This is a genomic window from Amycolatopsis acididurans (genome assembly GCF_012328925.1).
GTDB classification, from domain to species: Bacteria; Actinomycetota; Actinomycetes; order Mycobacteriales; family Pseudonocardiaceae; genus Amycolatopsis_E; species Amycolatopsis_E acididurans.
On record NZ_JAAXLS010000006.1, the window covers coordinates 63950 to 77971 of the forward strand.

General features: G+C 69.5%; 17 protein-coding genes. 7 read left to right on the forward strand and 10 right to left on the reverse strand.

The window, feature by feature from the left end; genetic code table 11:
• Nucleotides 1–24: 24 nt before the first annotated feature.
• The 5 genes from HFP15_RS12030 to HFP15_RS12050 all read left to right on the forward strand — a co-directional run bounded on the left by HFP15_RS12030 (nt 25) and on the right by HFP15_RS12050 (nt 5699).
• The gene (locus HFP15_RS12030; RefSeq protein WP_168514706.1) at nt 25–918 is read left to right on the forward strand and encodes a LysR family transcriptional regulator; all 894 of its coding nucleotides are present in this window, start codon (nt 25–27) and stop codon (nt 916–918) included.
• A 153-nt stretch (nt 919–1071) separates the two neighbouring features.
• A complete protein-coding gene (locus tag HFP15_RS12035) occupies nt 1072–2193 on the forward strand; it encodes a sugar ABC transporter substrate-binding protein (protein ID WP_168514708.1) in 1122 nt (373 codons plus the stop codon).
• A 74-nt stretch (nt 2194–2267) separates the two neighbouring features.
• Nucleotides 2268–3041, forward strand: a complete 774-nt coding sequence (locus HFP15_RS12040; RefSeq protein ID WP_168514710.1) for an ATP-binding cassette domain-containing protein — start codon at nt 2268–2270, stop codon at nt 3039–3041.
• 8 nt (nt 3042–3049) lie between these two features.
• Complete coding sequence (locus HFP15_RS12045; RefSeq protein ID WP_168514712.1) at nt 3050–4471, forward strand: sugar ABC transporter permease; 1422 nt, start codon at nt 3050–3052, stop codon at nt 4469–4471.
• A gap of 46 nt (nt 4472–4517) precedes the next feature.
• Nucleotides 4518–5699 (forward strand): ROK family protein, encoded by a 1182-nt coding sequence (locus HFP15_RS12050; protein WP_168514714.1) that lies wholly within the window; start codon nt 4518–4520, stop codon nt 5697–5699.
• 34 nt (nt 5700–5733) lie between these two features.
• Here HFP15_RS12050 and HFP15_RS12055 read toward each other — a convergent pair whose 3' ends face one another.
• Together HFP15_RS12055 and HFP15_RS12060 are read right to left on the reverse strand one after the other, a co-directional pair.
• Nucleotides 5734–6252 carry a hypothetical protein gene (locus HFP15_RS12055; RefSeq protein WP_168514716.1) on the reverse strand — a complete coding sequence of 173 codons (519 nt, stop codon included), beginning with the start codon at nt 6250–6252 and terminating at the stop codon, nt 5734–5736.
• 20 nt (nt 6253–6272) lie between these two features.
• On the reverse strand, nt 6273–6458 hold the full coding sequence (locus tag HFP15_RS12060; RefSeq protein ID WP_168514718.1) for a hypothetical protein: 186 nt from the start codon (nt 6456–6458) through the stop codon (nt 6273–6275).
• A gap of 133 nt (nt 6459–6591) precedes the next feature.
• On the opposite strand from HFP15_RS12060, the gene HFP15_RS12065 reads away from it, so the two are divergent.
• Nucleotides 6592–6987 (forward strand): DUF6098 family protein, encoded by a 396-nt coding sequence (locus HFP15_RS12065; RefSeq protein WP_376768867.1) that lies wholly within the window; start codon nt 6592–6594, stop codon nt 6985–6987.
• Here HFP15_RS12065 and HFP15_RS12070 read toward each other — a convergent pair.
• From HFP15_RS12070 to HFP15_RS12080, 3 genes are all read right to left on the reverse strand, one after another.
• Nucleotides 6984–7280: a MoaD/ThiS family protein gene (locus HFP15_RS12070; RefSeq protein WP_168514722.1), complete on the reverse strand. Its 297-nt coding sequence runs from the start codon at nt 7278–7280 to the stop codon at nt 6984–6986. The two genes, HFP15_RS12065 and HFP15_RS12070, sit on opposite strands and share 4 nt — an antisense overlap.
• Nucleotides 7277–8392 (reverse strand): WD40/YVTN/BNR-like repeat-containing protein, encoded by a 1116-nt coding sequence (locus tag HFP15_RS12075; RefSeq protein WP_168514724.1) that lies wholly within the window; start codon nt 8390–8392, stop codon nt 7277–7279. Before HFP15_RS12075 ends, HFP15_RS12070 begins: the two co-directional genes overlap by 4 nt.
• A gap of 71 nt (nt 8393–8463) precedes the next feature.
• Entirely contained in the window at nt 8464–9639 is a 1176-nt protein-coding gene (locus HFP15_RS12080; protein ID WP_246271621.1) for a S1C family serine protease, read from the reverse strand.
• Nucleotides 9640–9750: 111 nt separating this feature from the next.
• Between HFP15_RS12080 and HFP15_RS12085 the strand changes: the two genes are divergently transcribed.
• Nucleotides 9751–10080 (forward strand): YnfA family protein, encoded by a 330-nt coding sequence (locus HFP15_RS12085; protein WP_168514728.1) that lies wholly within the window; start codon nt 9751–9753, stop codon nt 10078–10080.
• Nucleotides 10081–10087: 7 nt separating this feature from the next.
• Here the strand turns inward: HFP15_RS12085 and HFP15_RS12090 are convergent, their stop codons facing one another.
• Genes HFP15_RS12090 through HFP15_RS12110 form a run of 5 tightly spaced genes read right to left on the reverse strand, consistent with a single transcriptional unit; the run spans nt 10088 to nt 13957 of the window.
• A complete protein-coding gene (locus HFP15_RS12090) occupies nt 10088–11320 on the reverse strand; it encodes a styrene monooxygenase/indole monooxygenase family protein (RefSeq protein ID WP_168514730.1) in 1233 nt (410 codons plus the stop codon).
• Nucleotides 11313–11927, reverse strand: coding sequence for a GTP-binding protein (locus HFP15_RS12095; protein WP_168514732.1), 615 nt, complete (start codon nt 11925–11927; stop codon nt 11313–11315). Before HFP15_RS12095 ends, HFP15_RS12090 begins: the two co-directional genes overlap by 8 nt.
• Nucleotides 11902–12279 carry a DUF742 domain-containing protein gene (locus HFP15_RS12100; protein WP_168514734.1) on the reverse strand — a complete coding sequence of 126 codons (378 nt, stop codon included), beginning with the start codon at nt 12277–12279 and terminating at the stop codon, nt 11902–11904. The genes HFP15_RS12095 and HFP15_RS12100 overlap by 26 nt, the downstream gene beginning before the upstream one ends.
• An 11-nt stretch (nt 12280–12290) precedes the next feature.
• A complete protein-coding gene (locus tag HFP15_RS12105) occupies nt 12291–12731 on the reverse strand; it encodes a roadblock/LC7 domain-containing protein (protein WP_168514736.1) in 441 nt (146 codons plus the stop codon).
• A complete protein-coding gene (locus HFP15_RS12110) occupies nt 12728–13957 on the reverse strand; it encodes a sensor histidine kinase (protein ID WP_168514738.1) in 1230 nt (409 codons plus the stop codon). Before HFP15_RS12110 ends, HFP15_RS12105 begins: the two co-directional genes overlap by 4 nt.
• Between the last annotated feature and the right edge of the window lie 65 nt (nt 13958–14022).

Genomic DNA, 14022 nt, shown 5'->3' on the forward strand with positions numbered 1-14022 from the left:
ACACCACTTCGATAGCGTTCGGCTATGGAACGCAGGCAGCTGGAGTACTTCGTCGCGATCGTCGAGCACGGCGGCTTCACCAACGCGGCGCGGGCCCTGCGGGTCGCGCAGCCGTCGCTGTCGCGCGCGATCGGGAAGCTCGAACGCGATCTCGGCGTGGCGCTGTTCCACCGGATCGGCCGCAACGCCGTGCTCAGCAACGCGGGCGAACTGCTCGCCGACCGTGCCCGGCTGGTGCTGCGCGACCTCGACGCGCTGCGGGCCGCCGCACAGACCGTCGGCGAGGGCGTCGCGGGACGGGTCGACGTCGCGGCGACCTCGTCGTCCGGGCTGGAGCCGGTCATCAGCGTCGTCGCGAAGCTGCGCCGGCGGTATCCGGGCGTCACGGTGAGTACCTCATCCGCGCTGTCGGCGGCCGAGGTGGCCGCGATGGTGCTGCGCGGGCGGTGCGAGGCCGGGGTGTGCGGCAGCGCGGAGCGGCCCGCCGGCCAGGGTCTTGTCGCCCACCACCTGCGGGACGAGGAGTTCCTGCTGGTCGCGCCGCCCGGCAGCGGGGCGGGCACTGCTGACACGATCCGGCCCACCGATCTGCGCGGCATGAGTTTCGTGGTCACGCGGCCCACGACGGCGGTGCGGACGCGGTTCGACCGGCTCGCCGCGACCGTTGGCGATCTCCACGTCGCCGCCGAGGTGGGGGACCGCGGCGTGCTGCTGCCGATGGTGCTGCGCGGCATCGGGGCCGCGCTGATGCCCGACGGCTGGGAGGAGCTGGCCCGCCGGGCGGGCGCCGAGGTGTACCGATTCGACCCGCCGGAGCGATTGCCGCAGTGGCTGGTGTACCGGAGCGGGCCGATCACCGCGGCGACACAGGCGTTCGTGGACACGACGCTCGCACACGCGGTCACGCAGCGCAGCTGATCGCCGGTCCGGGTTCGTGACCGGCACGAACCGGACCTTTGTTACCTGTTCGTGAACATGAAGGGCCTTCCGTTCGACCTCGATCCGGAAGTATGTTGTCGCGCACAACATTCGAATGTTGCCGACCACAACATTTCCTCTCAAGGGGACGCAATGAAGCGCAAAAGGACCCTTGCCCTGCTCGCGGCAGGCGCCGGCGCGACGCTGGTGCTCACCGCGTGCGGGGCCAACAGCTCGAACAACTCGAGCGGCAGCCAGCCCGCCGGTTCGGGCGGTGGCGGCCCGAAGGTCGGCGTGATCCTCCCGGAGACCGCGACCTCGGCCCGCTGGGCCGGTTTCGACCAGCCGATGCTGCAGGCCGCGCTGACCAAGGCCGGCCTCGATCCGATCATCGAGAACGCCCAGGGCGACAACCAGAAGTTCTCGCAGTACGCCGACAGCATGCTCAGCCAGGGCGTGAAGGTGCTGATCATCGCCGCGCCCAGCGGCGACGTCGGCGCGACCGTGGAACGCAAGGCCAAGCAGCAGGGCGTCCCGGTCATCGACTACGACCGGCTCAACCTCGGCGGCAGCGCCGACTACTACGTCAGCTTCGACAACGTCCGCGTCGGCGAGCTGCAGGGCACCTCGCTCAAGGAGGCGCTGGCGGGCAAGCAGGGCGCCCAGGTCATCGAGGTCGAGGGCTCGCCCACCGACAACAACGCGACCCTGTTCCACAACGGGCAGGAAAACGTCGTCAAGCCGCTGTACGACTCGGGCGCGCTCAAGCTGGTCGCCAGCCAGGCGATCGACGGCTGGGACAACGCGCTGGGCGGCAACCGCTTCGAGCAGATGCTTTCGGCCAACGGCGGCAAGGTGGACGGCGTGCTCGCGGCCAACGACGGCCTCGCCGGCGCCATCATCACCGTGCTGCAGAAGAACGGCCTCGCCGGCAAGGTCCCGGTCACCGGGCAGGACGCCAGCGCCGCCGGTCTCAAGGCCATCCTGCAGGGCACCCAGTACTCGACCGTTTTCAAGCCGATCCAGCAGGAGGCCGACGCTACCGCGCAACTGGCCGCCGCGCTGGTCAAGGGCGACACCGCGGGCGCCGACAAAATCGCGACCGCGACCTCGAAGGACCCGACGGGCAACCGCGACGTCAAGTCCGTGCTGCTGACCCCGCAGCCGATCACCAAGAACCAGGTCAAGACCGTCGTCGACCAGGGCTACGTCAAGGCGAGTGAGATCTGCACCGACACCGCCGCGCCGGTGTGCGCCCAGCTCGGCATTTCCTGACAGATCCCCTTGTGCTGCCGCGGGAAGGCCATACTTCTCGCGGCAGCACTTCCCAACGATGTGGAGGTACCGCGGTGAACGAGCCGATCCTCGCGCTGCGCGGTGTGAACAAGAGCTTCGGCCCGGTCCACGTCCTGCACGACGTGGACCTCTCGGTGCGGCCGGGAGAGGTGACCGCGCTCGTCGGCGACAACGGCGCCGGGAAATCGACGCTGGTGAAGTGCATCGCCGGCATTCACGGGGCGGACAGCGGCGAGATCCTCTTCGAGGGCGAGCCGGTGCACATCCACAATCCCCGTGAGGCCGCGGCGCTCGGGATCGAGGTCGTCTACCAGGATCTCGCGCTGGCCGACAACCTGGACATCGTCCAGAACATGTTCCTCGGCAGGGAGAAGACCAGCGCCGGCCTGCTGGACGAGGCCTCGATGGAACTGGCCGCCCGCAAGACGCTGGCGTCGCTGTCGGTGCGCACCGTGAAGTCCGTGCGCACGCCGGTGTCCGCGCTCTCCGGCGGGCAGCGGCAGACCGTGGCCATCGCCAAGGCGGTGCTGTGGAACAGCAAGGTGGTGCTGCTCGACGAGCCCACCGCCGCGCTCGGTGTCGCGCAGACCCGCCAGGTGCTCGACCTGGTGCGGCGCCTGGCCGAACAGGGCCTCGGCGTCGTGCTGATCAGCCACAACATGAACGACGTCTTCGAGGTCGCCGACCGGATCGCGGTCCTCTACCTGGGCAGGCTCGCCGCCGACGTGGCGGCCAAGGAAGTCACCAACAACCAGGTGGTCGAACTGATCACCGCGGGCAGGTCCGGCGATCTCGGACTGGCACGGCCCGAAGTCGCGGCGGTTTAGGAAAGAACATGACAGAGACCCCCCTCAAGCAACCCGCCTCCGATGCCGCGATCACCGACTTCGGCATCGACACCACGTCGCGCACCACGAGCGAGGCGATCGGCGACTACTTCCGGCGGCTGCGCGGCGGCGAACTCGGCGCCCTGCCTGCCCTGCTCGGCCTGCTCGTGCTGGTACTCGTGTTCACCGGCCTGTCGGATTCGTTCCTGACACTGAACAACATCGCGAACCTGTTCGCGCAGGGCGGCGGCCAGACCATCATCGCGATGGGCATCGTGCCGGTGCTGCTGCTCGGCGAGATCGACCTGTCCGCGGGCACCGCCTCCGGTGTGGCGGCCTCGGTGCTGGCACTGCACTTCACCCAGCACGGCAACCTGCTCGGCGCCATGGGCAGCACGATGTTCTACGGCTTCGTGGTCGGTTCCGTGGTCGCGATCGTGCTGTGCGTGCTGATGCGGATCTGGATCGGCGCGGGCCTGGCCGCGATCGCCGCGCTGATCTTTCTGCTCGGCATTCCGGCCAACCCGTGGGTGGAGATGCTGCTGGCGGTCTGCGTCGGCGCGGTCATCGGTTCACTCACCGGCGCGCTGGTGTCCAAGATCGGCATCCCGGCGTTCGTGGTGACGTTGGCGTTGTTCATCGCGTGGTACGGCGTGGTGCTGGCACTCGTCGGCCAGGGCGGCACGATCCCGATCCGGGACAGCAACGTGCTCTTCGAGGTCGCCAACGGCAACCTCAACGTGCTCGGCAGCTGGATACTGTTCGTCGTCGCGGGCGGCGGGTACGCGGCGGTCGTGCTGTTCCGGCACTACTCCCGGCTGCGGCACGGCCTGGTCGCACAGCCCACGACGCTGATCGTGATCAAGGCCGGTGCGGTCGTCGTGCTCGGCGCGGTGGCCACGTACCTGCTCAACCTCAACCGCTCGCCGAACCCGAACCTCACCACGATCCAGGGCGTGCCCTACGTCATCCCGATCATCCTGGTGCTGCTGGTCGTGGGCACGTTCGTGCTCGACCGCACGCGCTACGGGCGGCACGTGTACGCGGTGGGCGGCAACAAGGAGGCCGCGCGCCGCGCCGGTGTGAAGGTCGACAAGATCCGGATGAGCGTGTTCGTGATCTGCTCGTCGGTCGCGGCGATCGGCGCGATCGTCTACAGCTCCAAGGTGGGCTCGGTGGACGGCAACGCGGGCAACGGCAACACGCTGCTGTTCGCGGTGGGTGCCGCGGTGATCGGTGGTACCTCGCTGTTCGGTGGCCGTGGCCGTATCCGCGACGCCGTCATCGGTGGTCTCGTGCTCGCGACCGTCCAGAATGGTCTCGGGCTGCTGGGGTACCAGGCGGACACCGTTAACATCATCACCGGCCTGGTGCTGCTGATCGCGGCTACTGTGGACGCGTTGTCGCGCAAGCGCGCGGCGGCGCGCTGACGGTGATCAGGACAGCGGGAGACGTACCAGTAGCGGGGAAGCCGAGGTGACGAGCACACCCACCGCCGGGACACGCCCGGACGACGTTCGTCGCCACAATCGCGCGGCACTGCTGCGCCGGTTGCATGTGGACGGCCCGGCGACGAGGGCCAAACTGGCCACGGCGCTGGGCCTCAACCGCAGCACCATCAAGGCGCTTGTGGACGGTCTCGCCGAAGACGGCGTGGTCGAGGAACGGGTGCCCGCCCAGCGCAGCGGGGCGGGCCGCCCGTCGCTGCTGGTGCTGCCGCAGCCACAAGCCGCGGTGGTGCTGGCGATCGACATCCGCGTCGACCGGGCCGCGATGGCGCTGGTCGGTATCGGCGGGCAGATCCTCGGCCGGGACAGCTGGCGCGTGCGTGAGGAAAAGCGGCGCGAACCGCGTGAGGTCTTCACCAAGATCATGGACTGTTACGGGCCATTGATCGCGGAAGAGGACGCCAGCCCGGTCGCGGTCGGCGTGTCGGTGCCCGGTGTGGTGCGGCACGCGGACGGTTTCGTGCACGAGGCACCGAACCTGCACTGGAGCGACGTGCCGCTGGGAGCCTGGTTGTCGCACGCGCTGAAACTGCCCGTGCACATGGGCAACGACGGCGAACTGGGTGCGCTGGCCGAACACCTGCGCGGCGCGGCGCGTGCCGTGGACGACATGGTCTACGTCAGCGCCGAGGTCGGAGTCGGCGGAGGCGTGATCTCCAACGGCGTTTCGTTGCGCGGGGCGGGCGGGCACCACATCGGCGAGGTCGGGCACATGGTCGTGCGGCCCGGCGGGCGGCAGTGTTACTGCGGTTCGAAGGGCTGCTGGGAGACCGAGGTCGGGGAGAGCGCGCTGTGCCGGGCGCTGGGCTTGGAGGAGGACTCCCCGGTCGGCGCGATCGTCGCCGAGTTGCGTGCGCTGGCCGCCCGCGGCGAAGCGGAACTGGAACGGCTGGACGAGTTCACCGAATGGCTCGCGCTCGGGCTGGGCAACGTCGTGAACTTGCTGTGCCCGCAACTGGTCGTGCTGGGTGACTTGTTCACCGCGTTACCGGCGCCGGTCGTCGAACGAGTCGAACGCAAGGTCCGCGAAAGCAGCCTGGTGAGCCGGGCCCTGGGCGGAACCCGTGTGGTGACGTCGAAACTGGGCTCGGATGCGAACCTGCTGGGCGCGGCGGAGCTGGCGTTCGAAACCGTACTGGCGGGCTGGTAAGGGAAATTCTCGGCGTCTGAAGTGGACGGTGGGCTCAGGGCAGTCCCACGCGGTCGGGCACGGCGCGGGGCAGGCCGCGCAGCCACTCGTCGGGCGGGTCAGGCCACCAGCGGCCCGAAGGCAGCCGCGAGAGCGCACCGGCCACAGCGCCCGCCGTGGCCGCGCACGGGACCACCCGGCTCGGCGAAACTCCGGCGAGCACGCCGAGCCACCAGTGTTTTCTCGTCGGTGGCAGGGATTCCGGATCGAGCACGACGTAGTAGTCGGGCAGCAGCGCCGCGCCCGAACGCAGCGCCGCGAGCGTGCTCTCGACCGCGACCTCCAGCGTGCCGGGCGTGGCGGCACCGTCGAAGTAGTCCGTCCATGCCGTCGCGAGGTCGGCCAGCGGGTCGGCGTCGTGCACGACATAGGCGGCGTGGGCCTGGGCGACGAGTTCGCTCGCGGACTTCTCGACCGCGGCGGCGCGCACGTTCGCCAGCCCGTCCAGCCGCGGCAGGATCTCGGCGGCCCCGGCTCCGGCGACCACCACCACGGTGCTGCTCGGTCTTGGCACGCCGCGATTCTAGTAGCGGTTCACAGTTCCAGTGTCGCTTCGGCGGCGCACGCCGCCCGGCACGGCCACGGCTGCCCGCAGGCCTGGCAGCGGGTGCCCGTGCGCAGGTGCCGCGCGAGAACCTCGACCGCGGCGTGTCGGTAGTGCTCGAGCCTCGAATCCCAGGTCTCGGGCTCGCTCGCTCGTGCGGAGATGTTGTCCGTCATGGTGATCACGACCTTCCGGCACTTCCCATGTGGCTTCGGTTCGGGACGCCGCTACGACATGGTACGACCGGATCGTCGAAGGTGCCTGCGGTTAGCGGTGGCGTTTCGCGGGCATTTCGGTGAAGTGTTCACTGTGCACGGGTTGACCGAGCTCGCCGATCTCATCGAGACCGGCACGCCACTGTATGTCCGCTACTCACCGGGTCCCGAGGCGGACGCGGCGCATCCGAGCACCGATCACGAGAGCGGGCTGCTGATGCCGGGCGTGTCGGCCAACTCGCTGGAGCCGCCGGGCTGGTGGACACGCCCGGTGGCGGACTGGCTCGCCCGGCGCATCTGCCAGTACCTGCGCGAGGTGCACGAAGGCGCGCGCCCGTGGCTGCTGACCGGCCGCGAAACGGACTTCGGACCCGACAACGAGCCGCTGCTGGCCGACATTCAGCCGATCGCGTGGATCGCGCCCGAACTGCTCGACGAGGCCCGCGAGCGCTACCGGGCCCGCTTCAACGCGGGCCGGTCCACGCACTAACCCCCGGCCATCGCGCCCACGACCAGGAAGGGCTCCTTTCCCGCGACGACGGGCTCGGGCAGCGGCGTGTCCGGTGGTTCGTGCGAGAGGTCCTCTTCACACGCGAAGAACCGCACGAACGGCCTGCGCCGCAGCGTGGTGTGGTCGCGGATGGTGCCGCGCAGCACGGGATAGCGCGACTCCAGCGCGTCCAGCACCGTGGCCGGCGTGACCGGCCCGGTCAGCTCCAGCGTCACCTCGCCGTCGATCCGCGCCAGGTTGCGCAGATGCGTCGGCAGCACCACCCTGATCATGGCAGGGTCTGGACCTCGACCGAGAGCACGGCGGGCAGGTCCCGCACGATCGGCGTCCAGCTGTCCCCGGCGTCCGCCGAGGCGTACACCTGGCCGCCGGTGGTGCCGAAGTACACGCCGCACTCGTCCAGCGAGTCCACGGCCATCGCATCACGCAGCACGTTGACGTAGCAGTTGCTCTGCGGCAGCCCCTTCGTCAACGGCTCCCACTCCTGACCACCGGCGCGGCTGCGGTACACGCGCAGCCTGCCCTCGGGCGGGAAATGCTCCGAATCGCTCTTGATCGGCACCACGTACACGGTGTCCGGGTCGTGCGCGTGCACGTCGATCGCGAAACCGAAGTCCGTCGGCAGGTCGCCGCTGATCTCGTACCACGAGTCCCCGGCGTCGTCGGTGCGCATGACGTCCCAGTGCTTCTGCATGTACAAGGTCGACGGCCGCGCCGGGTGCTGCGCCAGCCGGTGCACGCAGTGGCCGACCTCGGCGTCCGGATCCGGAATCCCCTCCGACCTCAGGCCCCGGTTGATCGCCTTCCACGTCTTGCCCGTGTCGTCGCTGCGGAACGCGCCCGCCGCCGACACCGCCACGAACATCCGCTCCGGGTCGCTCGGGTCGAGCTTGATCGTGTGCAGGCACAGCCCGCCCGCCCCCGGCTGCCACGACATGCTCGTGCTGTGCCCCCGCAGCCCCGGCAGCTCCTGCCAGCTCTGCCCGCCGTCGTTGGACCGGAACAGGCCGGCGTCCTCCACACCTGCGTAGACCAGGTCCGGATCGGTCGGCGACGGCTCCAGATGCCACACCCGCGCGAACTCCCACGGATGCGGCGTGCCGTCGTACCACTGGTGCGGGCCGGGCGTGCCCTCGTAGGTGAACTCGTTGCCCACCGGCTCCCACGTTCTGCCGCCGTCGTCGGAGCGCTGGATGTGCTGCCCGAACCAGCTGGTGTTCTGTGCGGCGAACACGCGGTCCGGGTCCGCCTTCGAGCCGGCGAGGTGGTAAATCTCCCAGCCCGCGAAATGGGGACCGCTGATGTCCCACTGTTCCCGCTTGCCGTCCGAGGTCAGCACGAACGCCCCCTTGCGCGTGCCCACCAGTACCCGTACGCCAGACATCGCGGCTCCTTCCCGTGTCGTTTCACGGTAGGTCGCCGCGACGCCGGAGTCTTCTCCAATCTTGCGCTGTCTCAGCCGACCGGGCCCTGCGCGAGGGTGACGTCGGCGGACTGCTGCTGCCCGCTCTGGTCGGTCCAGCTCAGCGTGACCTTGTCGCCGGGGTGGAAGGTGTCCATCAGCTCGGTGAGGGTGGTGGCCGAGTCGACCGTCTTGCCGTTGATCGCGTTCAGCGTGTCGCCGGCGGTCAGCCCGGCCTGCTCGGCGGCGCCGCCCGAGACCGTCTGCTGGATCAGGGCGCCCTGCTGCCCGTCGCTGACGGACACGCCGAGGAATGCCGACGAGCCGATGTGCACGGTGTCGGTGCCGGTGCCGGACTCGATCTGGTTCGCGATCTGCAACGCCTGGTTGATCGGAATCGCGAAGCCGGTGCCGCCGGTGCTGCCGCGTCCTGCGCCCCGGCGCGGTCCGAGCGAGTAGCCGGTGGACGCGGCCGTGTTCATTCCGATGACCTGGCCGGAGGTGTTGGCCAGCGCGCCGCCCGAGTCACCGGACTGGATGTTGGCGTTGACCTCGATCAGGCCTTTGAGCTGCTCGGAACTGCCACTGCTCTCGTCGCTGGCGGTGATGTCCTGGTCCAGCGCGGAAACGGTGCCCGGCGCGACGCTGGGGACGCCGCCGTTGCCGCCCGCGTTGCCGAGCCCGACGATGGCGTCGCCGACCTTGACCGAACCGGAGTCACCGGTCTTGATGGTCTCCAGCCCCGACGCGTTGTCCAGTTGCAGCACGGCGACGTCCTCGGTGCGGTCGTAGCCGACGACCTTCGCGGTGTAGGTCTTGCCGTTGCCGACGTCGGTCACCGAGATGCTGGTGGCGCCCTCGACGACGTGGTTGTTGGTCAGCACCTCGCCGGAGGAGGTCAGCACCATGCCGGTACCGGCGGCCTGGCCGTTCTGGTAGCCGAGGGTGGTGTTGATGTCGACAAGGCCGGGGCTGACCTTGCCCGCGACCGCCTGCGCGTTCATGGACTGCAGCGAGCTGCTCGCGGAGCTGGAACCGGAGCCGCTGCCCTGCGGGGCGAGCGCCCGGTTGACCGGTGCCTTGTTCAGTCCGGATACCAGGAAGGCGACCCCGACCAGCGCGGCGAGGGTGACCGCGCCCAGCGTCAGGGCGAGAGTGCGCAGCGGGCCGGGTCCCCGGTGCGGTGGCTGCGGCGGCGGTGTCGGCGCCTGCGGTGGGTAGTAGGTCATGCTTCCAGTGAACGCCCGGCGCCTGAGAGCTTTCTTCGGCCGGGCCATGAAAAACCTGAGAAGCGCAGAGCCGCCACCCGGTCACCGAGCGCCACCGCCGAGAATGAGCGCATGTCCGTCCTGCGCTCGATCGCCCTGTTCGTCCTCGCCGCGCTGCTGGAGATCGGCGGGGCATGGCTGGTATGGCAGGGCGTGCGCGAGCACCGCGGCTGGCTCTGGACCGGCGGCGGTGTACTCGCACTCGGGCTGTACGGCTTCGTCGCGACCCTGCAGCCCGACGCGAGCTTCGGCCGGATCCTCGCCGCCTACGGCGGGGTGTTCGTCGCGGGCTCGCTCGCGTGGGGCGTGCTCGCCGACGGCTTCCGGCCGGACCGGTTCGACGTGCTCGGCGCGCTGATCTGCCTCGCCGGCGTCGCCGTCATCATGTATGCCCCGCGCTGAGCGGTCCTCAGGCCACCGACGCCAGGTAGGCCTGCGCCTTCTCCGGCTCGAAGAACCACTCGTCCATGTCCGGCGGATCGTTGAAGCCGTGGGCGAAGCGGTCGGCGACGGTCTTGTTCGTCTGCGCCACGCCGAGGATCTGCTGGATGTGCTCGGGCGGGGGCATCAGCATCGTGTTGGTCAGGCGCGTGACGTGCTTGGCGTACTCCCAGTACTTGTCGAACGTCGCCTGCATGAACTCGCGGTCGAAGGGCTTGTCCCCGTGCGCGAGAATGCTGTCCAAATAGGACGCCGCGCACTTCGCCGCGTTGTTCGCACCCTGCCCGGTGACCGGGTCGTTGGCCACCACCACGTCGGCCATGCCGAGCACGAACGTGCCCGAGGGCAGCTCGCCGACCGGATGCCGCACGACCGGCGGGTAGCCGCCTGTCAGCACGCCCTTCGGGTCGGTGATCTCGCAGTTGCGGTAGCGCTCGTACTCCCACGGCATGTACTGCTTGAACAGCTCCAGGTGCCGCCGCAGCTGTTCCTGGGCGGGCGGCCGGTCGGAGAAACAGTCCAGCGGGCCGCCGGGAATGCCGGACACGTAAAGGATGTCGCACGGACCCGAGAGCGTGTAGCCGGGAATCGAGATGTGCTCGCCGATCCCGGGCACCACGTTCATCCACACGTCGGTGGCGCCCGGCGTTTCCGGCCGGGACTCCGCACCGTGCACATAGGACACCGACAGTGCGCGCTGGGGTTTGGTGAACGGGGAGCGCGACGGATCGCGGTCGAACAGCTGCACCAGTTCGCCCTTGCCTGCCGCGACGATCACCAGTTCGTACATCCCGGCGAGCGCGTTGAGGTCGGACGTGGTCACCCCGTGGATGATCACCTTGCCGCCGCGTTCCTCGAGCAGTTCCATCCAGGCGGCCATCTTGACCCGCTGGTCGATGGACTGCGCGAACCCGGCGTTCCAGTCGCCCATCCAGTTGAGCACGCGCGTGCCGTCGGGCTGGCCCAGCGAAAAGCCCTGGCCGCCGATCTTGGGCGCCACGTCGTCCCACAGGTTCAGCCCGTGGTCCCGCTCGGTCTGCAGCGCGTTGGCGAACATGCACTGGGTGGAGGTGACCCAGCCGCCGCGGATCTCCTCCGGTGTGCGGGCCGACATCAACGTGACGTCGTAGTCGTGTTCCCGCAAGGTCAGTGCGAGCTGCAGGCCGGACTGGCCCGCACCGACGATCAGGACCTTACGCATTGGCGCGAATCCTCCCGGAATCCGAGATCTCGGCGAGCGACAGCGTGTGGGAGACCAGTTCCCGCAACGCCTCCGCCGTCGATTTGGGGTCGCGGGCGTCGACGGTGATCAGCGGGATCTCGGGGCGCAGGTCCAGCGCCTCCCTGACCTCGGCGAGGTCGTGCCGCAGCTCCCCGTCGAACAGGTTGACCGCCACGATGAACGGCAGGTCCGAATCGTGCTCGAAGTAGTTGATCGCGGCGAAGGACTGGTCCAGCCGCCGCGTGTCGACCAGCACGATCGCGCCGAGCGCGCCACGCGAGAGGTCGTCCCACAGGAACCAGAAGCGGGACTGGCCGGGCGTGCCGAACAGGTACAGCAACAGGTCCTGATCCAGCGTGATGCGGCCGAAGTCCATCGCGACGGTGGTCGTGGTCTTGCCGCCGTCGGGCGGCAGATCGTCCACACCGGCACCGGCCTCGGTCATCCAGGCCTCGGTGTTGATGGGCGGAACCTCGGACACCGACCCGACCAGCGTCGTCTTGCCGACGCCGAAGCCCCCGGCCACCACGATCTTCGCCGAGATCGTGAGCGCCCCCGGGTCAGACGGGTAGCTGCTTGAGTCCATTGAGGATCCTCTCGAGCACGTTCCGATCATGGTGATACGCGTGTGCGGTCGGATGGATGAACACGGCCCCCTGTGCGGCCAGATCGCTGATGAGTACCCGCACCACGCCCAGCGGTACCTCGAGCAGCGAGGACAGTTCGGCGATCGACACCTGCGACCTCGCCCGCTCGTAGAGGGCTCTGGACTCGGGCATCAGCTTGTCCGCGAGCGACGGATCGTAGCTGGGCACCGAAACCAGCGTCTCCACCAGCAACTGGTGGCGGGCCTTCGTGCGGCCCCCGGTCAGTGCGTAGGGCCGGATCCGCCTGCTGCGGAGCTTGCGCACCGGCTCGCCCGTCTCCTGGTCTGCCATCAGCTTCCCTCCTAGCCGAGCGGGCGGCGGGCCGTGAGCACGCGGCGCAGATCCGCCCGTGTCTCGGGGGTCAGCGCGTGTCCGGCGTTGGTGACGAACTGCGTCATCTCGTAGGCGACGACCTTCATATCGCAGTCGGGACCGGTCAGCACCGCGAGCCCGGCGCCGCTGTCGATGCCCATGAACAGGAAGTAGCCGTGCGAGAGCCGGATGATGATCTGTTCGCAGGTGCCCTTGTCGAACAGCGCCGCGCTGTTACCGGCGAGGCTGAGCAGGCCGCTGGAGATCGCGGCGAGCTGCTCGCTCTCGGTGGTGCTCATCTTCTCTGACGCGGTCAGCGGGAAGCCGTCGGAGGACATGATCAGCGCATGTGTCACGCCGTGCACGGTGCGGACGAAATCGTTGATGAGCCAGGTGAAATCCTGCCCTGCCGGGCGGTTCTCGTCCGTCACTGCTGCGTGTCCTCGCCGTTTTGATTGTCCTGCCGCTGATCCTGCCGTGCCGCGCGTTCCCCGTCGGAGAAGGCGTCGAGGTCGGCGAGCAGCTTGTCGTGCCCGGCCTTGCGGTCGGTGGCGGGCTTGTCCTCGGCCGGTGCCGGCACGGGGTTCCCGTTGGGGTTCTTGATGCTCTGCGAAACCCGGCGTGGCAGGCCGCTCGCGGTGGTGCCGCCGATGACCGGCGGGCGTGGGGTGGGCGCGGGAGCGGGCCGCGGGGCCGGTGACTCGGTGGCCGTGCGCCGCGGCAGCGTGCTCGTGCGCGCACCGCCGCCGGAGTTCTCGGCCGAATGCCTGGGCGGGCGCTGCCCGGCCTGCGGGAAGACCACCGTCTGCGCACCGGACCAGCTGGCCTCGGGAAGTTCGCTCACCAGCGACGCGGGCAGCAGCACCGTGGCGGTGGTGCCGTGCGGAACGCGGCGGTCGAGCCACGCGCGGACCTCGTGCCGGTCGGCGAGCCGCCGCACCACGGCCAGGCCCATGTGCCGCACCGCGGCGTCGTCGAGCACGGGCGCGTCGGAGAGTCGCTCGTTGAGCTCGCGCAGGCGTTCCGGCGGCAGGCCGATGCCTTCGTCCTCGATGCGGATCAGCACGCTGCCCTTTTCGGTCAGATGCGCGCTGACCCGGACCGGAGCGTTGGGCGGCGAGGATTTCGTCGCGTTGTCCAGCAGTTCGGCCAGCAGGCGGCTCAGGTCCTCGGCGGCGAAACCGACGACGCCGAGCGAGACGACGCGGCCGATCGTGACGCGCGAGTAGTGGTCGATCGAGGACATGCCCGCGCGCACGACGTCGACGAGCGACGATGTTTCCGACGTCGAATCGCTGGCGTCGCGGCCGGCGAGCACACGCAGGTTCTCCGCGTTGCGCCGCAGCCGCGTCGCGAGGTGGTCCAGCCGGTACAGCTCCGCGAGCCGGTCGGTGTCCTCCTCCTTGGCCTCCAGGTCCTCCAGGTGGGACAGCAGGGTGTCCACCAGGTTGAGGTCACGCAGCGCGACGTTCGCGCAGATCGCGGCGAGCGTGTCGTCGGTGCCCGCCGCGACGGGCGCGGCCGGCGGCGGTTCGATCACCAACCTCGGCCGCGCCTGATCCGCCTGTGGTCCGTTGAGGAACTGCGCCGCTGCTTCGCGAGAGCGGTCCAGCAGTGCGCGTGAGCGGTTCAGCAGTTCTCGAGCCCGCGTGGCCATCTACCCCAGCTTTCTCGTCCGGCCGGTTCGGCTGCATCATGCAATCAGAGACTCGCGTCCGTGTC

Coding starts and splice junctions, on each gene's coding strand:
- HFP15_RS12100 (WP_168514734.1), bottom strand. CDS start 12,279: ATGGCAGACCAGGAGACGGGCGAGCCGGTGCGCAAGCTCCGCAGCAGG.
- HFP15_RS12060 (WP_168514718.1), bottom strand. CDS start 6,458: ATGACGGACAACATCTCCGCACGAGCGAGCGAGCCCGAGACCTGGGAT.
- HFP15_RS12070 (WP_168514722.1), bottom strand. CDS start 7,280: ATGATCAGGGTGGTGCTGCCGACGCATCTGCGCAACCTGGCGCGGATC.
- HFP15_RS12075 (WP_168514724.1), bottom strand. CDS start 8,392: ATGTCTGGCGTACGGGTACTGGTGGGCACGCGCAAGGGGGCGTTCGTG.
- HFP15_RS12045 (WP_168514712.1), top strand. CDS start 3,050: ATGACAGAGACCCCCCTCAAGCAACCCGCCTCCGATGCCGCGATCACC.
- HFP15_RS12110 (WP_168514738.1), bottom strand. CDS start 13,957: ATGGCCACGCGGGCTCGAGAACTGCTGAACCGCTCACGCGCACTGCTG.
- HFP15_RS12080 (WP_246271621.1), bottom strand. CDS start 9,639: ATGACCTACTACCCACCGCAGGCGCCGACACCGCCGCCGCAGCCACCG.
- HFP15_RS12085 (WP_168514728.1), top strand. CDS start 9,751: ATGTCCGTCCTGCGCTCGATCGCCCTGTTCGTCCTCGCCGCGCTGCTG.
- HFP15_RS12030 (WP_168514706.1), top strand. CDS start 25: ATGGAACGCAGGCAGCTGGAGTACTTCGTCGCGATCGTCGAGCACGGC.
- HFP15_RS12090 (WP_168514730.1), bottom strand. CDS start 11,320: ATGCGTAAGGTCCTGATCGTCGGTGCGGGCCAGTCCGGCCTGCAGCTC.
- HFP15_RS12095 (WP_168514732.1), bottom strand. CDS start 11,927: ATGGACTCAAGCAGCTACCCGTCTGACCCGGGGGCGCTCACGATCTCG.
- HFP15_RS12035 (WP_168514708.1), top strand. CDS start 1,072: ATGAAGCGCAAAAGGACCCTTGCCCTGCTCGCGGCAGGCGCCGGCGCG.